Origin of the sequence: Hyalangium gracile, from assembly GCF_020103725.1 — a bacterium.
Taxonomy (GTDB): Bacteria; Myxococcota; Myxococcia; order Myxococcales; family Myxococcaceae; genus Hyalangium; species Hyalangium gracile.
In genome coordinates this window covers 233,061-253,255 of record NZ_JAHXBG010000008.1, presented here as the reverse complement: position 1 = coordinate 253,255, position 20,195 = coordinate 233,061, and the positions used below count along the sequence as shown (strand labels likewise).

At 70.4% G+C, this 20,195-nt stretch carries 18 protein-coding genes; 9 read left to right on the top strand and 9 right to left on the bottom strand.

What is annotated here, in order from left to right; genetic code table 11:
• Positions 1-142: 142 nt before the first annotated feature.
• A complete protein-coding gene (locus KY572_RS18460) occupies positions 143-1,042 on the top strand; it encodes a VanW family protein (protein ID WP_224244145.1) in 900 nt (299 codons plus the stop codon).
• Positions 1,039-2,103, top strand: coding sequence for a hypothetical protein (locus KY572_RS18455; RefSeq protein WP_224244144.1), 1,065 nt, complete (start codon positions 1,039-1,041; stop codon positions 2,101-2,103). Before KY572_RS18460 ends, KY572_RS18455 begins: the two co-directional genes overlap by 4 nt.
• Positions 2,104-2,127: 24 nt before the next feature.
• Here KY572_RS18455 and KY572_RS18450 read toward each other — a convergent pair whose 3' ends face one another.
• The 3 genes from KY572_RS18450 to KY572_RS18440 form a co-directional block, all read right to left on the bottom strand.
• Entirely contained in the window at positions 2,128-3,963 is a 1,836-nt protein-coding gene (locus KY572_RS18450; RefSeq protein WP_224244142.1) for a S1C family serine protease, read from the bottom strand.
• A 79-nt stretch (positions 3,964-4,042) separates the two neighbouring features.
• Complete coding sequence (locus tag KY572_RS18445; RefSeq protein WP_224244140.1) at positions 4,043-4,930, bottom strand: hypothetical protein; 888 nt, start codon at positions 4,928-4,930, stop codon at positions 4,043-4,045.
• 88 nt (positions 4,931-5,018) lie between these two features.
• Positions 5,019-6,323, bottom strand: a complete 1,305-nt coding sequence (locus KY572_RS18440) for a thymidine phosphorylase (RefSeq protein WP_224244138.1) — start codon at positions 6,321-6,323, stop codon at positions 5,019-5,021.
• Between the two features lie 57 nt (positions 6,324-6,380).
• Between KY572_RS18440 and KY572_RS18435 the strand changes: the two genes are divergently transcribed.
• The 5 genes from KY572_RS18435 (at position 6,381) to KY572_RS18415 (ending at position 11,976) form a co-directional block, all read left to right on the top strand.
• On the top strand, positions 6,381-7,598 hold the full coding sequence (locus KY572_RS18435; protein WP_224244136.1) for a BMP family lipoprotein: 1,218 nt from the start codon (positions 6,381-6,383) through the stop codon (positions 7,596-7,598).
• Between the two features lie 53 nt (positions 7,599-7,651).
• Positions 7,652-9,109 carry an ABC transporter ATP-binding protein gene (locus tag KY572_RS18430; RefSeq protein WP_224244134.1) on the top strand — a complete coding sequence of 486 codons (1,458 nt, stop codon included), beginning with the start codon at positions 7,652-7,654 and terminating at the stop codon, positions 9,107-9,109.
• Positions 9,102-10,214 carry an ABC transporter permease gene (locus tag KY572_RS18425; protein WP_224244132.1) on the top strand — a complete coding sequence of 371 codons (1,113 nt, stop codon included), beginning with the start codon at positions 9,102-9,104 and terminating at the stop codon, positions 10,212-10,214. Before KY572_RS18430 ends, KY572_RS18425 begins: the two co-directional genes overlap by 8 nt.
• Positions 10,207-11,136, top strand: coding sequence for an ABC transporter permease (locus KY572_RS18420; protein WP_224244131.1), 930 nt, complete (start codon positions 10,207-10,209; stop codon positions 11,134-11,136). Before KY572_RS18425 ends, KY572_RS18420 begins: the two co-directional genes overlap by 8 nt.
• 282 nt (positions 11,137-11,418) lie before the next feature.
• The gene (locus KY572_RS18415; RefSeq protein WP_224244129.1) at positions 11,419-11,976 is read left to right on the top strand and encodes an ATP-binding protein; all 558 of its coding nucleotides are present in this window, start codon (positions 11,419-11,421) and stop codon (positions 11,974-11,976) included.
• A gap of 10 nt (positions 11,977-11,986) precedes the next feature.
• Here KY572_RS18415 and sitI6 read toward each other — a convergent pair whose 3' ends face one another.
• The 6 genes from sitI6 to deoC all read right to left on the bottom strand — a co-directional run bounded on the left by sitI6 (position 11,987) and on the right by deoC (position 17,209).
• Positions 11,987-12,709 carry a SitI6 family double-CXXCG motif immunity protein gene (sitI6, locus tag KY572_RS18410; protein ID WP_224244128.1) on the bottom strand — a complete coding sequence of 241 codons (723 nt, stop codon included), beginning with the start codon at positions 12,707-12,709 and terminating at the stop codon, positions 11,987-11,989.
• Positions 12,710-12,716: 7 nt separating this feature from the next.
• On the bottom strand, positions 12,717-13,436 hold the full coding sequence (gene sitA6, locus KY572_RS18405) for a SitA6 family polymorphic toxin lipoprotein (RefSeq protein WP_224244126.1): 720 nt from the start codon (positions 13,434-13,436) through the stop codon (positions 12,717-12,719).
• 92 nt (positions 13,437-13,528) lie between these two features.
• Positions 13,529-14,203 (bottom strand): hypothetical protein, encoded by a 675-nt coding sequence (locus tag KY572_RS18400; protein WP_224244124.1) that lies wholly within the window; start codon positions 14,201-14,203, stop codon positions 13,529-13,531.
• Positions 14,204-14,270: 67 nt separating this feature from the next.
• Positions 14,271-16,025 carry a phospho-sugar mutase gene (locus KY572_RS18395; RefSeq protein WP_224244122.1) on the bottom strand — a complete coding sequence of 585 codons (1,755 nt, stop codon included), beginning with the start codon at positions 16,023-16,025 and terminating at the stop codon, positions 14,271-14,273.
• Between the two features lie 44 nt (positions 16,026-16,069).
• Positions 16,070-16,462, bottom strand: a complete 393-nt coding sequence (locus KY572_RS18390; RefSeq protein WP_224244121.1) for a TraR/DksA family transcriptional regulator — start codon at positions 16,460-16,462, stop codon at positions 16,070-16,072.
• A gap of 27 nt (positions 16,463-16,489) precedes the next feature.
• Entirely contained in the window at positions 16,490-17,209 is a 720-nt protein-coding gene (gene deoC / locus KY572_RS18385; protein WP_317987866.1) for a deoxyribose-phosphate aldolase, read from the bottom strand.
• Between the two features lie 346 nt (positions 17,210-17,555).
• On the opposite strand from deoC, the gene KY572_RS18380 reads away from it, so the two are divergent.
• Positions 17,556-18,833 carry a ComEC/Rec2 family competence protein gene (locus KY572_RS18380; RefSeq protein ID WP_224244119.1) on the top strand — a complete coding sequence of 426 codons (1,278 nt, stop codon included), beginning with the start codon at positions 17,556-17,558 and terminating at the stop codon, positions 18,831-18,833.
• On the top strand, positions 18,830-20,188 hold the full coding sequence (locus tag KY572_RS18375; RefSeq protein WP_224244118.1) for a ComEC/Rec2 family competence protein: 1,359 nt from the start codon (positions 18,830-18,832) through the stop codon (positions 20,186-20,188). The genes KY572_RS18380 and KY572_RS18375 overlap by 4 nt, the downstream gene beginning before the upstream one ends.
• Positions 20,189-20,195: the final 7 nt, after the last annotated feature.

Sequence of the window (20,195 nt, the reverse complement as noted above, 5' to 3'; positions counted from 1 at the left end):
CAGACTATTTCACCCAAGCTCGCTTCTGAACAAATACCCTTGGGACCACCGGGCTGCATGTGTGGCAGTGAAGGCCTTACGTCTCCCTGCCCTTTCGGGCTTTGCTCCGCTGGCTGGCCGTGGCCTTGCACCGGAGACGGACATGTCCTCGCGAACAGTGGCTCCTCGCCTGGTGGATCTCTCCGCGGCCGCGCTGCTGTGGCGGCGGAGCAAGCAGCTGGCGCTGCAGGCGAACCGGCTGGTGCGGTGGGCCGCCACCCCCGAGCGCTGGCCCCGTCCCCTGCTGGCGCCGGCCAGGGGCATGAGCGTGCTGCTGGCCTCGCACACCGTGGATATGGCGCGCACGGATCCGGAGGCGGATCCGCTGCTGGAGGCAGGCAAGCAGCACAACGTCCGCCTGGCCGCGCCGGCCTTCGATGGGCTGCTGCTGGCGCCGGATCGGCCGCTCTCCTTCTGGCGCACGCTGGGGCGGCTGACGGAGCAGGCCGGCTACCGGTATGGCCTGTCGCTGCGCGGCGGGTGCCTGACTCCCTCCGTCGGTGGAGGCATCTGCCTGGTGGCCAATGCGCTCTTCGAGCTGGCGGCGCGCCAGGGCTGGCACATCCTGGAGCGCCACGGACACACGCTGGAGGCGGTGCCTGCGCTGGAAGGGGCGCTGTGGGGCATGGACGCGACGGTGGCCTGGCCCTACGTGGATCTGGTGGTGGCGCCGAGGGAGGGGCCGGTGCGGCTGGGGGCCCGCGTGCAGGGCGGCAAGCTGCGGCTCACCCTCCACGGGGAGGCGGCTCCGCGGACGCGCGCACGGCTGTGGTCCGAGGATGACGCCGTGGTGGAGACGGCCGAGGGCCCGGTGCGCACCAACCGCATCGTCCGGCGGGTGGAGGAGGTGGGCACGGGCGCGGTGCTGGAGGAGCGGACGATCGGAGAGAACCGCCGGCGGATGCTGAACCCCGAGTCGCGCAAGCGCACGTGCCTGACGTGCGGCGAGGCGGCGTGCCACGCGCGGGTGGAGGTCCCCCAGCCTGGGAGCGCGGCGTCATGAACCTGGTCCTCGCGCCAGAGCCCGCGCCGTGGCTCCACCAGCTCCCGTCCTTGCTGAAGTCCGAGCGCGGGGGCGAGGTGGTGGCACCGTGGGCGCTTCCGTCCCTGCCCCTGCGAGTGCCTGCCCCCGCGCGACTGCGCACGGCCTGGAAGCGCAGGACGCTCCCGGTGCCCGAGGGCTTCCGGGTGTGGGGGCTGCCAGGGTGGGCGGCGGTGGAGGCGGGCATGCGGCTGGCGGCGCCCTCGACGGCGGCGACCTTCCGGGCGCGCTTCGCGCTGCGCAGGCGGGTGGCGCAGGCGGTGGCGACGCTGCTGCCTCGCTCGGTGGAGACGGTGCTCGCGCCCTCGCTGTGCGCGCGGGAAGTGTTCGCCCTGGCTCGCAGCCGGGGGGCGCGCTGCGTGCTGGTGGAGGACCTGCCCACCCTGAGAGCGCTGCACGCGGACCTGGACGAGGCGGCCTCGAGGCACCCGGAGGAGGCGTTCCTGCGCAACCACCGCGCCTCGGCGGAGGACGTGGCGCGGCAGGAGGCGGAGCGGGTGCTGGCGGACGAGCTCTGGGTGCGAGGCGAGTTCTGCCGCGAGCGGCTGATGGCCGCGGGCCACGCGCCCGAGCTGATCCGGGAGCTGCCTCCGCTCCAGGAGGACGCCGGCACCACCAGGCCACCGCCGAGGGGCTCCCTCGAGCCTCACACGCTCCAGGTGGCGCTGCTCGCGGGCCCTGCGCTCGCGCGAGGCGGACTGCGGGAAGCGCTGGCGGCCATCGAGGCGCGGCCCCAGTGGAGCCTGTGGGTGCGGCCCGCCGAGGGGACGGACCCGAAGCACCTCCACCACCCGCGGGTGAGACGGGTGACGGCGGAGGTACAGCGGACGCTCCACGGAGTGGACGTGGTGCTCGCCCCCTCCTGGTGCGAGAGCCACCCGCCCGAGCTGGCGCGAGCGGTGGCTCGGGGCATCCCGGTCATCGCCACGGATCGCTCGTCCGGCTTCCTGCCCTGCCGGACGGTGCCTCGTGGCAACGTGCCCGCCCTGGTCGCCGAGCTGGACGCCCTGGCCGCCCGGTGACGCCCGGGCGGCGGGCTCCGCGCGCTACTGCCGCCACTCCTCCGGCACCCGCTTGTCGGAGGCATAGCGCTCGAGCTCCGCGAGCTGCTGGTTGGCGAGCTTCAGCTCCGCCTCGGCCTCGGAGAGCTTCTGGCGCACGTACCTGCCAGCGGCCGCGTCCTCCTCCAACCGTCGCTTCGCCTCCTCGGCCCGGGAGAGCCGCTCACGCGCCCGGCGGAAGGAGGCGCGCCACTGCTCGGCATCCTCCCGCGAGCGATCATTCTCCACCCTCGCCTGCCAGAGCGTCTGCTCCCACGCCTTGATGCCTCGCTTGTTGCGGTTCCACACCCCGCGAGCGGTCGTCACGGCCTGCAGAGGCAGCTCATACCGGTCGAACTCCTCGTCGCCCGCCCCATCCACTTTCAGCCAGGCCTTCCCCACCTCCGGCAGGGAGCAGTCCTCGACGGGGAGCCGGGCAGCGCCCACGTAGAGCCCCTCGGTGATTCCACGAGAGGCGATCCAGCGCATGCGGCGCGAGTCCTTCTCGCGCTCCATCGCCTCCTGGATGGGCAGCCAGAACTCGAAGTCCGCGGGCATCGCGCACGTCTCATCCTTCGTCTGGAGCACCAGACCATGCCTCTTGCGAGACGGAGGGGCGTCGAAGCGCTCGACGATCAGTACGACGAGCCCGACGTTTGGGGCCTCCTTCACCGAGGCCAGCACCGGCCGGGACGTCTCCACCTTGAAGGACTCGACCTCCCGCGCCTCTTCACGCTCCACACGCGCCAGCAACTCCTCCCAGCGAGCGGTCGCCTCGGGAGACGCACTCACGGGGATGAGCTTGCTGGCGTACGGAATGGGCAGCGCCAGCCCCAGGCCGTCCGCGTTCTCGATCTTCAGGGAGACGACGCCCACCACCTCGCCGCGCCCATCCAGGAGTGGTCCCCCGCTGTTGCCGGGGTTCACCGACGCGTTGAACTGCACGTAGCCGAGCCCCAGGTAGTGCCGCCCCACGAAGCCCACCTTCCCCTCGTGGACGGTGAAGTCCAGCCCCTTGGGGCTGCCGATGAAGACGAGCGGATCTCCGGGCTGAAGGCGCGTGACATCCCCCAGCTTCAGCGGCACCGCCTTGGCGCCCACCACCCGCACGGTCGCGAGATCCAGCTCCTCGTCCCGCGCCAGGGTCTCCCCAATGAGCTGGCGGCCATCGGGCAGCACCACGGTCATGGTCTTCCCCAGCGGGCAGGCCACATGCGCATTGGTGAGCGCCAGCTCCGGCTCCACGAAGAAGCCGGAGCCCATCTGCCCTCCACAGCGCAGGCTCAGCGTGCTGGGAGAGGCTCGCTGGGAGATCTCCTGCGTCGTCAGCCAGGCGGGCTTGCCGGACTCCGCGGGAGCCAGCGAGGGAGCCCCGAGCCCGAACGCCACCTGTTTCTGGATCTCGGCGGACTGGGAGGTCCAGAGCCGGTGTCCCGCCCCGGCGACGACCACGAGCAGGAACACCGCCATCAGCGCGGAGCGTGCCGAGCTCCGGGGAGGCGCGGCGGCGGGCTGCACGACGGACTGCTCCGCTTGCTGGAGGACCGCCTGGGCTCCATGCTCGGAGAGCACCGCGACGATCTTCTCGGCGAACACCCGCGAGGCGCCACGCACCAGGCGCTCTCCGGGAATGCCCAGCGCGACCCGCGCCTGGGAGAACGCCGGCGCCGGCGGTCCCAGCAGGGCCAGGGCGCGCGCCATCACGAAGCGCTGGCGCTCATCCTCCATGGGCTGCTTCAACAACACATCCACCAGGAGACTGGCGCCACAGATGCACCGCGGCTTGTCCCCTGGATCCGGCGCACCGCACCGGAGGCACCTGGCCTCGAACGACTCGCTCATCTCATCCCCCCGCACGTCAACGACTGCTTCACTGCGTCCCCGCACGAGAACCTCGCGCGGGGACTGACCTACGACCGGCTCAGATGTTCCAGCGGAGCATGCCCTGGAGCACGTTCTCCGTCTTGCCGCCGATCAGGTAGCGGTTGAAGGCGAGCTGGTACTCGAAGCCGGCGTACAGCTTGCCCGGCGTGAAGCCGATGGGCTTGCCGAAGTCCCAGAGCAGCTGCGGCTGGGAGAGGAAGAACTGGTTGCCCTTGCTGCCCTCGAAGTTGCCCACGCCCTCGCCCTCGCCGAACAGGCCCGCCTGGAAGAAGCCGGCGAAGATGAAGTCCTGGCTGGCGATGGAGAACGACTTCTGCCACGCCGCGCCCACCTGGAAGTCGATGCCCTTGAACACGCTGTCGTCGCGGATCACCGTGGTCACCGTCAGGAAGTCCAGGAACGGCGCCTTCAGGCCCCACTGCAGGCCGTAGTAGTTGAGCATGCCGAACTTCGCGACGTGCTCCATCTCGTACTTGATCTCCAGGTCGGCGATGGGGCCCCAGTCGAACTGGCGGCCGGCGATCTTCTCGCCGATCTTCTTGGGGGACACCGTCGTGGTGATGCCGCCGAAGAAGCCGCCGCGCTCGTTGGCGCGATCATCCGCGCCGTCCGTCTTGGAGTTCGCGCCATTCCAGGGGCCGGTGATGTCGTAGTACAGGAACATCGTCCCGTACTCCCAGGCCTGGAACGCCTTGATGGACAGGATGGTGCGCGAGCCGCGGCCGTTGAAGTCGTCGTTGAAGCAGTCGACGGCGCCCCGGTAGCGACCGTACGTCAGGTCGCCCTCGGTGGGGTGCTTCACGTTGTTCTCGTCCCCCGTCCAGCAGGGGGCGTGGAGAACCTCGAACCACACACCCGCTTGAGCTTGAACCGGAGACAGGAAGACGGCGACGAGTGTGGCGAGGAACAGCAGGTTGCGAGTCATGTGGCACCCCTCCCGGATGGCGCGAGCGATCTCCCACAAGACCCCCCACGTCATCAAGGACTCATGACACGCGAGGTGCTCGTGAGGCCTACTCCAGGCGTTCGACGATGAGCGGGCGCGGCGCGGGCGCCTGAGGACCGAAGCGGTAGGCCGAGAGCAGCCGCTCCTTCACGTCCCTCAGCGGACCCTCGTTGTTGTAGTGCACGCGCACCACCGGCTCGCCGGCCTTCACCGGCTCGCCCACCTTGCGCAGCAGCGTGAAGCCCACCGCGGGATCGATGAGGCTGTCCACCCGCTGCCGGCCCGCCCCCAGCGCCACCGCCGCCAGCCCCACCGCCTCCGTGTCGATGCCCGTGACGAAACCGTCACCCGGCGCCAGCACGTCCGCCGTGGCCCGGGCCTGGGGCAGCAGGGAGTAGTCCTCGATGGCGCGCGGGTTGCCGCCCTGCGCCTGGACGATCTCCTGGAGCTTGCGCAGCGCGCTGCCGTCCTCGACCGAGCGCGTCAATCGCGCCCGCGCCTCCTGCACGGTGGCCGCCTTGCCGCCCAGCACGAGCATCTCCGCGGTGAGCGCCAGCGTCACCTCGGTGTAGTCCTCGGGGGCCTTGCCGCGCAGCATGTCCACGGCCTCGATGACCTCGAGCGCGTTGCCCACCGCGCGCCCCAGCGGCTGATCCATGTCGGTGATGAGCGCCGTCACCTTGCGCTTCATCTGCGTGCCGATGCCGATCATCGTCCGAGCCAGCTCGCGCGCGTCCTCCAGGCGCTTCATGAAGGCGCCGCTGCCCGTCTTCACGTCCAGCACGAGCGCGTCGATGCCCTCCGCCAGCTTCTTGCTCATGATGGAGCTGGCGATGAGCGGCATGCAGTCCACGGTGGCCGTCACGTCCCTGAGCGCGTAGAGCTTCTTGTCCGCGGGGGCCAGCGTCGCCGTCTGCCCGATGAGGCAGGCGCCCACGTCCCGCACGAGCCGCCGGTAGTCGGCCACCGAGAGGTCCACCCGGAAGCCGGGGATGGACTCCAGCTTGTCCAGCGTGCCGCCGGTGTGCCCCAGCCCGCGGCCGGAGATCATCGGCACGGGCACCCCGCAGGCGGCCGCCAGCGGCGCCAGGCTCAGGGAGACCTTGTCCCCCACCCCGCCGGTCGAGTGCTTGTCCACCTTGACGCCAGGCGTCTCGGACAGATCCAGCACCTCGCCGGACTCGAGCATGGCGCGCGTCCACGCGCCCAGCTCCACGGCGCTCAGGCCGCGGAAGAAGACGGCCATGCACATGGCGGACATCTGGTAGTCGGGGACGTCACCGCGGGTGTAGGCGGTGATGAACTCGCGGATGGCGTCCGGATCCAGCGTCCGGCCTTCCCGCTTGGCCTTGATGAGCTCGTAGGGTCTCACGATCGTGCCCATAGCCTACCCCTTCCATCGGGTCCATCATCTGCTAGATACGCGATCATGACCCGAACCCTCCGCCTGTCTGCCCTGGCCCTTGTGGCGCTGCTCGGCGCCTGCAAGAAGGAAGAACCGCCCCCTGCTCCCGCCGCGCCGGCCAAGCCGCCAGAGGCCCAGGCCGAGGCCAAGCCGCCTCCGCCCCCGGCGCCGAAGACCTTCAAGGTAGGTCTCGTCGTGGACGTGGGTGGCCGCGGAGACCACTCCTTCAATGACGCGGCGCTCCGAGGCCTGGAGATCTTCGCCGCGGGCAAGAAGTACGACGGCGGCAAGTACGTCCAGGCCAGCGCGGACGAGATCAAGCAGGCCATCACCGCGGATCTGGCCACGCTCCAGCCGCCCATCACCGCGCAGCCCATCGAGCCGCTGGTGATCCAGAGCAAGTCCCCGGAGGACTACGAGCCCAACCTGCAGCTGCTGGTGGAGCAGGGCTCGGACCTGACCATCGGCAACGGCTTCCTGCTGGAGACCGCGGTGGAGGCGGTGGCGCAGAAGAACACCAGCGCCAAGTTCCTCCTGGTGGACAGCCTGCTGATGGACAAGGACTTCAAGCCGTACACGCTGCCCAACGTGCGCACCGTCACCTTCAAGGAGCATGAGGGCAGCTTCCTCGTGGGCGCGCTGGCGGGTCTGGCGTCCAAGACGGGCAAGATTGGCTTCGTGGGCGGCATGGAGGTGCCCCTCATCAAGCGCTTCGAGGCGGGCTTCCGCGCGGGCGTGAAGATGACCAACCCGAAGGCCGCGGCGGGCCTGATGGCCGTCTACACCGGCAGCTTCGACAACGTGGCGGCCGGCAAGCAGGTGGCGCAGGACCTGCTCAAGAAGGGCGCGGACGTCGTCTACCAGGCGGCGGGCGCGGACGGCCTGGGCGTCATCCAGGCGGTGAAGGAGGCCAAGGCGGCGGGCAAGACGGTGTACGCCATCGGCGTGGACTCGGACCAGTCGCACCTGGGCCCGGACATCATCCTCACCTCCATGCTCAAGCACGTGGACCTGGCCATCTACAACGCCTGCCGCGACCTGGCCGAGGGCAAGTTCTCCTCGGGTGATCAGGTGCTGGGCCTCAAGGACGGCGGCGTGGGCTACGCCGAGGTCCGCGTGGACTTCCCGGGCAAGGCCGAGGCCCTCCAGAAGGTGGAGGCGCTGCGCCAGCGCATCATCTCCGGGGAGCTGAAGGTCCCCGGGACGCTGGAGGAGCTCAACGCGTTCCAGGCCACGCCCTGATCTCCCTTCGCCACATCCACAAGCGGTTCGGCGGCGTCGCGGCGTTGGACGACGTGTCGCTCGACATCCACGCGGGCGAATTGCTCGCGCTGGTGGGCGAGAACGGCGCGGGCAAGTCCAGCCTGATGAACGTGCTGTACGGGCTCTATCACCCGGACTCGGGTGACATCCTGCTGGACGGCAAGCCGGTCCGCTTCAAGAGCCCCCGGGACGCCATCGCCCGGGGGATCGGCATGGTGCATCAGCACTTCATGCTGGTGCCCACCCTCACGGTGACCGAGAACGTGGTGCTCGGCCGCGAGCCCACGCGCTGGGGGCGGATGGACGTGGAGCGGGCGCACGCCGAGGTGACGGCCACCTGCCAGCGCTTCGGCTTCCAGCTGGATGTGCGGGCCCGGGTGGACACGCTCTCGGTGGGCTCGCAGCAGAAGGTGGAGATCGTCAAGGCGCTGCACCGCGGCGCCAAGGTGCTCATCCTGGACGAGCCCACCGCCGTGCTCACCCCGCAGGAGGCCGAGGATCTGTTCCGGGTGGCCCGCGGGCTGAAGGAGCAGGGGCACACCGTCGTCTTCATCAGCCACAAGCTGCGCGAGGTGCTCAGCGTGGCCGAGCGCATCGCCGTCATGCGCCGCGGCAAACGGGTCGCCGAGGTGAAGGCGGCGGAGACGAGCGCGGACGCGCTGGCCAACCTCATGGTGGGCGAGGCCCGTCCGGCCGGCGCGGCGATCCAGCCCTACCAGCCGCCCACGGGCCCGGTGGTGCTGGAGGCCACCAACCTCAAGGCCCGCACCGATGGCGGGGGCATGGCGCTGAACGGGGTGTCGCTCACCGTGCACGCCGGGGAGATCGTCGGCATCGCCGGGGTGGACGGCAACGGGCAGCGGGAGCTGGCCGAGGTGCTCACGGGCCTGCGCCCGCTGGAGGACGGCGGCGGGACGCTGCTCGGCAAGCCGCTGCGGGGCCTGAACCCGGACGAGGCGCGACGGCGCGGCCTGAGCCACGTGCCCGAGGACCGGCTGCGGCGCGCGGTGGTCAAGGGCATGAGCGTGGAGGAGAACGTGGCGCTCGGCCGCCAGGGCCTGCCGCCCTTCGCGCGGGGCCCCTGGCTGGACTTCAAGGGGCGGCGGGAGCGCACGCGGAAGCTCCTGGGCGCGTATGACGTGAGGCCGCCGGATCCGCTGCTCCCCATCCAGGCGCTCTCGGGAGGCAACCAGCAGAAGGTGGTGGTGGCGCGCGAGCTGGACTGCGAGCCGAAGCTGGTGGTGGTGGTGCAGCCCACGCGCGGGCTGGACATCAGCGCGGTGGCCCAGGTGCACTCGCGGCTGCGCGAGGAGCGGGCCCGAGGCGTGGGCGTGCTGCTCATCTCGCTGGACCTGGAGGAGGTGCTGACGATGGCCGATCGCGTCTACGTGCTCTTCGAGGGGCGCGTGACGGGCACCTTCACCCGGCCCGAGTTCGACGAGCGGGAGATCGGCGGTCGAATGCTGGGAACGGGGTCGAGCCATGGGTGAGAAGTGGCGCGCCGCGGTACCGTCGATCCTGTCCGTGCTGCTGGCGCTCGTGGTGTGCTGGATCGCGATCGCGCTGACACGGGACGTGAAGATCGCCGGCGAGGCGTACCTCCAGATGCTCTATGGAGGCCTGGGCCAGTGGCCCCGGTACCTGGAGGTGGGCGACGGCGCGCTGCTGGCCCGGCCGCTGGGTGAGGCCGCGGGCAAGGCGGCCCTGCTGATCCTCACCGGCCTGTCGGTGGCGGTGGCCTTCAAGGCCGGCCTGTTCAACATCGGCGCGCAGGGCCAGATGGTGGTGGGCTCGCTGGTGGCGGCGGTGGTGGGCGCGCAGGTGTCTGCCCCCGGCCCCCTGCACATCCCCATGGCGCTGCTGGCCGCCGCCCTCGCCGGAGCGGCCTGGGCGCTCATCGCCGCGGCCCTCAAGCTGTGGCGCGGCGTCCATGAGGTCATCTCCACCATCATGCTCAACTGGGTGGCGGTGAGCCTGGTGGACAACTGGCTGGTGGTGGGCCCGCTGCGCGCGGCGGCCGGCTCGGGCCAGTCGGTGTCCGGCACGGCGGAGATCCACGCCACCGCGCGGCTGCCCCGGCTGCTGGGAGACATCTCCCGGCTGAACCTGGGCTTCGTGGTGGCGCTGCTCGTGGCGCTGCTCGTCTGGGTGTGGCTGAACCGGACCCGGCGCGGCTTCGAGACCCGGGCGGCGGGCCTGGGCGCGGACGCGGCGCGGGCGGCGGGCATCCCCGTGAAGCAGCGCGCGGCCGAGGCCATGGCGATGGCCGGGGCGCTGGCGGGGATGGCCGGCGCGGTGCTGGTGCTGGGCACCGAGTTCCGCTACCCCGGCGTGCTGGGGGCGCCCTATGGCTTCGACGGCATCGCCATCGCGCTCATCGGAAACAGCAACCCGCTGGGTGTGACGCTCACCGCGCTGTTCTTCGGAGCCCTGCGCGCCGGGGGCACGCGGATGCAGCTGCTGGGCGTCCACAAGAGCTTCCCGGAGCTCATCCAGGGCCTGGCGCTGCTCTTCGTCGCGGGCCGCCTGGTGTGGCTGGCGCTGCTGCGCAAACGCCGAGCCGTTGCCGCCCCCGCCGAGGTGCCCCGTGCTTGAGATCCTCGAGGCGCTCCTCTTCTCCACCCTGGACGCGGCCCCCGCGCTCATCTTCGCCACCCTGGGAGGTGTGCTCTCCGAGCGCGCGGGCGTGGTGAACGTGGGCCTGGAGGGGCAGATGCGCGCCGGCGCCTTCGTCGCGGCGGTGGCGGCGCTGTACATGCCCACCCCGCTGGGGGTGATGGTGGGGATGGTGGCGGGCGCGGCGCTGGCCTCCATCCATGGCTACCTGAGCATCCGCTGGCGCTCGGACCAGGTCGTCTCGGGCATGGCCATCAACCTGGTGGCGCTCGCCGGGGGCACCTTCCTGCTGGAGGCGCTCTACAGCCCCAACGGCACGCCGCCCATCGCGCAGCTGCCGCGCTGGAAGCTGCCCCTGATTCACGATGTGCCCCTGCTGCGCGCGCTCTCGGACCACCCGGGGCTGGCGTACCTGGCGCTGGTGCTGCCCTTCATCTTCCACGCGGTGCTCAACCACACCGCCATGGGCCTGCGGCTGCGCGCGGTGGGCGAGAAGCCCCACGCGGTGGCCACCCTGGGCCTGAGCGTGCCGGCGCTGCGCTGGGGCGCGGTGCTCGGAGGAGGCCTGCTGGCGGGCCTGGGCGGCGCGGTGCTCTCCACCGCGGTGCTGGACCGCTTCGAGCAGCACACCCCCGCGGGCCTGGGCTTCATGGCCCTGGCCGCCATGGTGTTCGGACGCTGGACGCCGCTGGGCGCCTTCGGGGCCGCCTCCTTCTTCGCCTTCGGCAACGCCCTGCGCATCGGGCTGGCCTCCAGCGCTCCGCAGATCCTGGAGGTCGTCCCCCAGGGCTTCCTGCTCGCGCTGCCGTACCTGCTCACCCTGCTGCTGCTCACCATCCAGGGCCAGCGCAGCAGCGCTCCAGCGGCGCTCGGAACGCCCTACGAGCAGGAATCCCGATAAACCCCACCTGCTGGTGAGAGTCGGAAAACACCCGGGTCAGGACTGACCAGGATTCACGGTTGACCCACCCCTCTGTGTAGGCATGCCTTCCTTTTCTCGAATTCCGGGAGCGGTGGGGGCTGCCAACCCCATGATTTCTCTTGGGCAACGGCGACAATTCCAGAGAGACGAGAAGAAGTTTTCAGGACAAAAACTAGGCACGCATCTAGCAGGTGGGATTATACGGTTTGGAACTTCTCCTGCCCGGCCGTCCAAGAGGCGGCACTCGGTGGAGGTGGCGAGATGATGGCGACTTCGGCAACGACGGCAACCGCTCGCAAGACCCTGTCGGTGGAGTCTCCGACGGAAATGGTCGCGCCCCAGACCGCGCCGAGCCTGGACAACGTCGTCTCGCTGGATGCCTACCTGCGCGAGACACTGCCGCTGGACCTGAGCGAGCTGGCGCAGGACGTGGTGGCGCAGATGCTGACCGAGGGCCGGCTGGACAACGTGGACATCCACTACCACCTGCCGACCGAGACGGTGAAGGTGGAGCTGCCGCGGCGCCAGTTCGCGCAGATCATCGAGCACATGGTGGCCACGGCGGCCGCGGCGATGAAGGCGCTGACGGACCGCGCGCACGTGCTCCGGGTCATCGTGGAGCCGGCGGATCCGTTCGGTGACTACGGCCCGCGGCTGCGGGTGCAGGACACCGGGGCGAGCGTCATCGTCGAGGACGCGATGCAGGCGACGATCGAGCGCGCGGAGACGCTGGGCACGCGGCTGACGGTGAAGAACCGCCCCACCGGCGGCAACATCTTCACGGTGGAGCTGCCCGCGGAGCAGGTCCGCTCCTGGTAGTCGCAGCTGGCTACGAGCGCACAGGCAGTTCGCGGAAGGCGATGTCCTGCTCGTAGCCCAGCCGTCGCACCGTCTCGACGAACCGCTCGGTGCCGATGAGCATCGTCTTGAAGGCAGCCAGCCGGAACACGTCCAGCTCTCCTGGCAGCGTGGCCGCGTCCAGGATGGGTTCCTCCGGACGCTTGAGGCCGATGCGCTCACATTTCGGGCAGGGCGTGGGGCGTTCCGACAGACAGTCCGGGTGAAGGTCGCCTCCGGGCAGAAGCTCCAGTTCCAGCAGCTCGGGCGGGTTCTTCTTGCGGAAGCGCAGGGCCGTGCGGCATCCCTTCAGGCCACGCAGTCCCTCGGCCTGCAGGCGCTGCAAGGGCTCGGGCTTCATCAGCAGCTCCCAGGGGTTGACGAGCACCAGCGGACCAAACTCTCCCTGGGCCGAGCCGTTCATGGGGCCGAAGCCCGTCCCCGGCCAGAGGTGGGCTCCGGCGGGCACGAGCGGGCGTACCTGCTCGCGCAACCGCTCGAACTCCGCATAGTCCTCCTCCAGGCGCGCCAAATACTTCCCCTGTTCCTGAGCCGGCAGCAGGGACAGATCCACCGAGGGATAGGCATTCGCGGTCGTCCCCCCTGTCGCACCACACAGCGGGCAGTGCACTCCCGGCAGGAACCAGGTGCGGCCGTCCGTATACCCCCCTGGGTAACGTGGGCGCGGGACGTTGCGCAGCCAGTAGAATCGCATCGGTTCCTCAATACCCCAGAGGCAGCGGTGGCGGCTGTTTCCAGTACGGCACCACTGGACCGAACAGCTCGAACTCGTAGATGAGCTGTCCTGCGTATCGATAGATCTCCTCTTTCGTAACGCCCTCTTCCTGGTGCGCTTCGATGAACTTCCGCCAGGCAGCGTTCCACGGGCCGCCATTCGCTCCCAGGTGGATGCTTCGGTGCTTCGTCACCAGCAGCGGTATCACGTATTCGTCGATGTCGATGCCCTGGAGGCCGAACCACGCTCTGAACGCACGGGGGAAGATGTGGTGGCGCTCGTGCGGCTGGCTGCGCTCCGCCGCCTGCTCCTCCAGCAGCTTCTGCTGACTGGGTAGCAGCTCCTGCCTGTGTCTCCACGGGATGATGAACACGGGCCGCGTGTCCCGAGGCAGTTGCTGCGCGCTCCCCCGGTAGCGCAGGGGTCCCGCCTGCGGGCCAGGCAGCACCGGCGGTCCGCCACGGGTAAGCACCACGCGGCCCGCGCCGGCTTGCTCCATCACCTCGCGGCATCGGTACAGCCCGCACCGCTCTCCGGCGCACAGCGCCAGCAGGCTGCTCTCTTCGGTGCACGCCTCTTCGAACGAGACGATCTCTCCCGCGTCGTCGTCCTCCACGCTCTCGAGCGAGGAAGCTGAGGTCGTCGCACAGGCTGCCAGCGCGCTGCACAGCAGCAGCCACGCCCACCGCAAGGGGGGTCGTTTCATGGTGCCGCGAGAATACGTCCGCCACACCCCAGGCGTCGCCGCGTCGCTCGAGCGAGGCGCCTCCAGGAACCTCCAAGGACGGCCTGAACCTCTCAGAGGCGCCAGGCCACGCCCATCAGGGCCTCGAGGGTGAAGTACGCGTCGCTGCGCCCTCGGCGGCCTGACTCCGGGATGATGGAAGGCCCCATCCGGACGTTGAAGTTCACCTGCAGGCTGCGGTCGATGAAGTACTCCAGCCCCCCTCCCGCCAGGAGGGGGAAGACGGGACCGCCGCCGGAGCCGAAGTAGACGTGGAAGGGCACGTCCAGCCCCAGGTTGAGCATGATGGCGCTGCCCACCGGGATGCCGGCCACCAGCGACACCGGCAGCGCCAGGCCCACGTCCGTGTCTCCATCGTGGAAGTAGAAGAGCGGCCCGGGCTGGAAGACGAGCGCCAGCGTGGCCTGGGGCGTGCGCGCCAGCATCAGCCGCACCCAGCCCTGGAGCTTGATGCCGGGCTCGACGATCTCGACGATGCCCTCCTGGCCGTAGTTGAAGGTGAACTTGCCGCCCAGGTCCAACCGGGAGCTGGCGCCGTGGAGCAGCCCCAGCGAGAGGCCCGGCCAACCGATCTGGGCCGAGAGGACATTCTGGTTGGCGCCCACGGTATCGCCCGCCAGCAGGGACCAGCCCTGTCCACGGCCGTAGGAGGCCTGCTCCTCTTGCGCGAACGCCCCCGTGGCGGCGAGGAGCGAGCAGAGGAAGAACCCAGCAACGAGACGCTTCACGAAACACCCTCGGTGAGAGGCCGCGACGAGCGCGGCCAGGGGAAACGGAGCTGACGCAGCAGGAGACTCAGGCGGGCTGCCCGCGATCACGCGCGAGCGCCACGAAGGCATCCATCAACGCCTGGAGCCGCCCCTCCGCCCGAGCACGGGCCTGGGCCATGGGCTCACCGGCTCCGAGCGTCTCCTTCAGCTCGAAGTAGTATTTGATCTTCGGCTCGGTGCCGGAGGGCCGCAGGGTGACACGGTGGCCGCCCTCCAGCTCGTAGGCGATGACGTTCGAGGACGGCAGGGTGAGCGGCTCCACCTTCCCGCCCCTGCGCGCCTCGCGCTTCTTGTAGTCCTTGGAGTTCTGGACGGCGTAGGCCCCCACGCGCTCCGGAGGCGCGGCACGGAAGCCCTCCATGATGCGCGCGATGGTCTGCGCCCCCTCCGCGCCCTTGAACGTGAAGTTGCGCTGCCCCCCGACGAAGAGGCCGTGCCGGCGCTGGATCTCCTCCAGGTAGCCGAGCACCGTCGTCCCGCGAGACTCGCACCACGCCGCCAGGTCCGCGAACACCAGGCCCGCGCTGATGCCGTCCTTGTCGCGCGCCACCGTGCCCACCGTGTAGCCGAGCGCCTCCTCGTAGCCGAAGACGAACTGGATGCTCTCGCTCCGCTCGCGCTCCAGCGCGCGGTTGGCGATCCACTTGAAGCCCGTCAGCACCTCGTCATACGCGGCGTTCAGCTCGTGGGCGATCTGCCCGAGCTGCACCGACGAGACGATGGTGGTGGCCACATAGGGCCGGGCCTTCTTGGTGCCCTGGGTGAGCAGGTAGTGGCCCAGCAGCACGCCCACCTCGTTGCCGGTGAGCATGCGCAGCTTGCCTTCCCCGTCACGCACCATCACCGCGAGCCGATCCGCGTCCGGATCGTTGGCGAGCACCAGCTGCGCCTTCTCGCGCTCGGCGACGGCGGTGGACAGGTCCATCGCGCCAGGCTCCTCGGGGTTCGGGAAGCGCACCGTCGGGAAGGTTCCGTCCGGCTGCTGCTGCTCAGCCACGACGTGGAAGCGCGAGAAGCCCGCCGCACGGATGGCACGGTCCATCCACACGCCGCCCACGCCGTGCATCGCCGTATAGACGATGGCGAGCGTGTCCGAGCCGCGCCCATACATCCGCAGCCCCAGAATGGCCTTCAGGTAGGCCTCTCCCACATCCGCCTGGAGCTCCCGCCACAGCCCCTTGGAGCGAGCCTCGGCCGGAGTCAGCAGCCGCACCTCGTTGGCGGGCTCCACCGCGTCGATGGCGGCGGCGATCCCCTTGTCGTGCGGAGGGATGATCTGCGCGCCATTGCCCCAGTACACCTTGTAGCCGTTGTACTCGGGCGGGTTGTGGCTGGCGGTGACCATCACCGCCGCCGCCGCGTTCAGGTGCAGCGTGGCGAACGCCGTCAGCGGCGTCGGAGCCAGCGTGGGGAACACCAGCGCGGGGATGCCCTCGGCGGCGAGCACGCAGGCCGTGTCCTCCGCGAACTCGGCGCTCATCCTCCGCCCATCCCGCCCCACCACCACGCCGCGCGTGGCCACGTCCGGCACCTGGGCCTTGAGGTAGCGCGCCAGCCCCGCCGTGGTGCGGCGCACCACCGCCCGGTTCATCCGGTTGGGCCCCGCGCCCAGCACGCCGCGCAGCCCCGCGGTGCCGAACTCCAGGTTGCCCGCGAAGCGGTCCGCCAGCTCCGCGGCATCCCCGGCTGTCAGCAGCCGCGCCAGCTCCTCCGCGGTGTTCGGGTCCGGATCCGCCTTGCGCCACGCCTCCGCCTGCTCCCTCAGCCTGGTGATGTCCATGTCCCGCCTCCTCGCCCCGTCTCCCGGGGCCCCGCGTGACGCGTTCAGGTGTAGTCGGTGAGCTTCTTGCGCGTGGGCCCACCCTTGGGCTTGTCCTTCTTGCCCTGGCACTCCACGCAGTACTCCACGTACGGCATGGCCTTGAGCCGCCCATACGGCAGCTCGTCGCCACAGTCCTCGCACTCGCCGAAGCTGTCCGGATCGTTGCGCAGCTTGCCCAGCGCCTTCACCACGCGCGCCAGCACGCCGTCCATGTTCCGGTTCCGGCTGGAGGCAATCGCCTGCATCATCTCGTTGAGCGGCTGCTCGTCCTCGTCGCCGCCCACCTTCGCGTCATCCGTCCGGTTGGGCTCGATCTTCAGCGGCGCCTTGCCAGTCAGCTCGGCGTGCAGCCCGAGCAGCAGGTTGCGCAGTTCCTCTCGCTGGGCGTCCGTCACGGCGCTCCCCCGGGCCTCAATCGGTGGTCAGTACTTCGCGGTGGACTTCTGGCCGGTGATGATGGCCACCGACGCCGAGGCGCCGATGCGGTTGGCTCCGGCCTGGATCATCTTCATCGCGTCCTCGGACGAGCGCACGCCGCCAGAGGCCTTCACCCCCACGTCGTCGCCCACCACCTTGCGCATCAGCGCCACGTCCTCGGCGGTGGCCCCGCCGGAGCTGAAGCCCGTGGACGTCTTCACGAAGGCGGCGCCCGCAGCCTTGGACAGCGCGCAGGCGGAGATCTTCTCCTCGTGGGTGAGCTGGCTCGTCTCGAGGATGACCTTGACCGGGTGCGGCCGGCTGGCCTCCACCACCATGGAGATGTCCTTGAACACCAGCGCGTAGTCCTTCGCCTTCAGCGCGCCGATGTTGATCACCATGTCGATCTCCTTCGCGCCGCAGCGGATGGCCTCACGCGCCTCGAAGGCCTTGGCGCTGGGCAGCGCCGCGCCGAGCGGGAACCCCACCACCGCGATGGGCACCGTCTTCGAGCCGGACAGGATCCGCGCCGCCAGCGCCACGTTCACCGAGTTCACGCACACCGTGGCGAACCCGTGCTTGCGCGCCTCCTCGGCCAGCTTGATGACCTCCTCGCGGCTGGCCTCGGGCTTGAGCAGCGTGTGGTCGATGTAGGGGGCGATGTCCGCGCTGGTGCGGATGGACTCCGGCGAGATGCGTGCCGCCCCCGCCTTGATGGCTCCCACGGTACCGCAGCTGTCCACGTTGGGGCACACATCGCAGGAGGGCGCACACTCCTTGGAGCTCCCACTGGTTCCCGCCCCGTCACCCGCACTGCGAGTGGAGGCGCCGGAGTCCCGTGCGGCGGGCCCGGGGGAAGCGGTGCAGGGCTGCTCCTTGCCTGCTCGGAGGGCTTGCATCCTGCGGCGCACACGGTCGGCGATCTCGTCGACGACCTGGTTCACGTCATCAGCCTGAGCCATGGAGCGGATGTAGCCCAGATGGGGGCCCCTCGGGAAGCATTCGGACGAGTCCGCCTGGGTGCTTGCCGGGTGCCTCACAGGGGGTGGCAGGCGCTAGAGTCGCCCTGTGATGTCCCCCTTCCGGCTGCTCAGCCTCCTCGTCCTCCTCCTCACGGCCCTGCCAGGCCTGGCGCAGCCTGCCCCCGCCCCTGCCCCCACCGCTCCCGGCAAGCCCCTCGCGGTGTACTTCTTCGACGTGGGCCAGGGCGACGCGGCGCTCGTCGTCTCGCCCACGGGCAAGACGGTGCTGATCGACGGCGGGCCTCCGGAGGCCGGAGAGCATCTGGCGGCCCGGCTGCGGCAGCTCGTCCAGGCGCCGCTGGACCTGGTCATCCTCACCCACCCGCACCTGGATCACCTGGGCAGCATGAAGGACGCCATCGGGGCGGTGGGAGCCCGGCGCTACATGGACCCTGGCTTCGACCACCCGAGCGCGGCCTACCGGGATCTGCTCGAGTACGTGGGCCAGGAGGTCGGCCAGGTGATGACGCCCGAGCCGAACCCCCAGACGCCGGAGAGCTTCCTCACCATCGGGCTGGGCGAGGGCGCCCTGCTCACCGTCTACTGGCCCCGCTACCCGCGCGAGCCGTTCCTCAAGAGCACCCGCTCGGACGTGAACTCCAACTCCATCGTCATGCGGCTGACCTATGGCCGCACGGCGTTCTTCTTCACGGGGGACGCGGAGCCGGACACCGAGGAGGCCCTGCTCCGCAAGCAGGTGGACTACACCTCCACCGTGCTGAAGGTGGCGCACCACGGCGGCAAGCACTCCTCCACGGAGGCGTTCCTGGCGGCGGTGAAGCCCAAGGCGGCGGTCATCTCCTGCGCCGCGCGCAACGACTACGGCCACCCCACCCCCGAGGCGCTCTCGAGGCTCGAGGCCACCGGCGCCCGGGTGTTCCGCACCGACCAGCACGGGGAGGTCAAGGCCGTGAGCGACGGCACCACCGTCACCCTGCAGGCCGAGAAGGGGGACACCTCGCGCTTCGTCGTCCCAGGCGAGGTGCGGACCGCCACCGCGAGCGCCTCCCCAGCGCCCACGAGCCCCACGCCCCGGCCCGTCCCCGCCGTCGCGCCTCCCGCCTCCGCTCGCTCCGGGAAGGAGACGATCCTGGCCTCGGGAAGGCTGCCCGCGCCCGCGTCCACGCCCGCGCCCGCCGCTGTCGAGAGCCCCCCGGCGCCGGCCCCCACGAACGTCCTGCGCTTCGTGAGCCTCAAGGGCAGCGAGGTCTTCCATCGGGAGGACTGCTCCACGCTCAAGCGGGCCAAGACGAAGGAGCGCAAGGTGTATACGAGCCGTGCCACCGCTGCCCGTGAGCGCCGGCCCGCCGAGGACTGCAACCCATGAACGCGCGCCTGCTGCCACTGTTGGGCCTGCTGCTCGTCGCCGCGTGCAAGCAGGAGCCGCCCCCTCCCCCCGCCCCCGCGCCGGCCCCTCGCGCCAGCGCGACGACCCACTTCCTGGGCAGCGCGCCGGACGGGAAGCTCCACGTCTACTTCCTCGACGTGGGACAGGGCGACTCCGCGCTCATCGTCTCCCCCGAGGGACGCACCGTCCTCGTCGACGCCGGCCCGGCCTCGGCCGTCAACCACCTCATCAACCGGCTCCCGGAGCTGCTCGCCGCGCGGTTGGATCTCGTCGTCCTCACCCACCCGGCCCCGGACCACTACGGCGCCATGGAGGTGGTGCAGAAGATCGCCAACCCGCGCCAGCTCCTCGAGCCCCAGCTGCCGGGCAACCCGCCCGAGTACGACACGCTCCTCACGACGCTCGGCTCGCAAGGGGTGGCGATCTTCTCACCGGCTCCGAACCCCTCGCAGCCCCAGGAGCTGATGCGCCTGCCGCTGGGCAAGGATGTGGAGCTGACCGTCCTGTGGCCCCGGGCGCCCAGCCATCCGCTGCTCGCGGTGCAGACCTCCGGCAACGGCATGGCCGCGCAGCACGAGGCCAACTCCATCGTCCTGCGCCTCGTGCATGGGAAGACGTCCGTCATCTTCGCGGGCGACGCACGGTCCGAGACGGAGGCCGCGCTGCTGAACGGCGGAGCGGAGCTGGGCTCCACGCTGCTCAAGGTGGCGGCGCACGGAGCGGACCTCGCCACCACCGAGCCCTTCCTCCAGCGGGTGGGCCCCCAGGCCGCCATCATCAGCCTGGGTGAGAAGCACGCGCCGGGCCAGGCCACGCTGGCTCGGCTGAAGGCCGTGAACGCGCAGCTGTTCCGCACCGATGTCGTGGGCGAGGTGCATGCGGTGAGCGACGGGGAGAAGTTCGTCCTCACCACCCAGAAGCTCCAGGCCGGCGAGTCCCCGAACGCCGAGCATGTCTTCGTGCCCGAGGACAAGAACGCCCTGCCCTTCATCGCGCTGACGCCGCCCCCCGCCCCCGCGAAGCCGGAGCCCGCGAAGCCCGAGGTGAAGCCGGCCGCCGCGAAGGCCGTGAGCGCCAAGGCGCCGGACGTGGACCTCTCGCGCTTCGACAAGGTGGTGGAGGTCAGCCCCAAGCGAGGCGAGGAGCGCGCCGTCCGCACCGGAAAGAAGAGCAGAGGCTCCGGCGAGCTGTACTACGCCAGCCGGCACAAGCAGATCTTCCACAAGGCCACCTGCCCCATCGTGAAGAAGATCCACGCCGAGAACCTCGTCACGTACACCTCTCGGGAAGATGCGATGAAGGAACGCTCTCCCGCCAGAGACTGCAATCCCTGAGGAACGC

What these genes read in the sequence shown, in the direction of transcription:
- KY572_RS18435 (WP_224244136.1), top strand. Translation starts at nt 6,381, where the DNA reads ATGACCCGAACCCTCCGCCTGTCTGCCCTGGCCCTTGTGGCGCTGCTC.
- KY572_RS18450 (WP_224244142.1), bottom strand. Translation starts at nt 3,963, where the DNA reads ATGAGCGAGTCGTTCGAGGCCAGGTGCCTCCGGTGCGGTGCGCCGGAT.
- KY572_RS18415 (WP_224244129.1), top strand. Translation starts at nt 11,419, where the DNA reads ATGATGGCGACTTCGGCAACGACGGCAACCGCTCGCAAGACCCTGTCG.
- KY572_RS18425 (WP_224244132.1), top strand. Translation starts at nt 9,102, where the DNA reads ATGGGTGAGAAGTGGCGCGCCGCGGTACCGTCGATCCTGTCCGTGCTG.
- KY572_RS18375 (WP_224244118.1), top strand. Translation starts at nt 18,830, where the DNA reads ATGAACGCGCGCCTGCTGCCACTGTTGGGCCTGCTGCTCGTCGCCGCG.
- KY572_RS18455 (WP_224244144.1), top strand. Translation starts at nt 1,039, where the DNA reads ATGAACCTGGTCCTCGCGCCAGAGCCCGCGCCGTGGCTCCACCAGCTC.
- KY572_RS18460 (WP_224244145.1), top strand. Translation starts at nt 143, where the DNA reads ATGTCCTCGCGAACAGTGGCTCCTCGCCTGGTGGATCTCTCCGCGGCC.
- KY572_RS18380 (WP_224244119.1), top strand. Translation starts at nt 17,556, where the DNA reads ATGTCCCCCTTCCGGCTGCTCAGCCTCCTCGTCCTCCTCCTCACGGCC.
- KY572_RS18395 (WP_224244122.1), bottom strand. Translation starts at nt 16,025, where the DNA reads ATGGACATCACCAGGCTGAGGGAGCAGGCGGAGGCGTGGCGCAAGGCG.
- sitI6 (WP_224244128.1), bottom strand. Translation starts at nt 12,709, where the DNA reads ATGCGATTCTACTGGCTGCGCAACGTCCCGCGCCCACGTTACCCAGGG.
- KY572_RS18445 (WP_224244140.1), bottom strand. Translation starts at nt 4,930, where the DNA reads ATGACTCGCAACCTGCTGTTCCTCGCCACACTCGTCGCCGTCTTCCTG.
- sitA6 (WP_224244126.1), bottom strand. Translation starts at nt 13,436, where the DNA reads ATGAAACGACCCCCCTTGCGGTGGGCGTGGCTGCTGCTGTGCAGCGCG.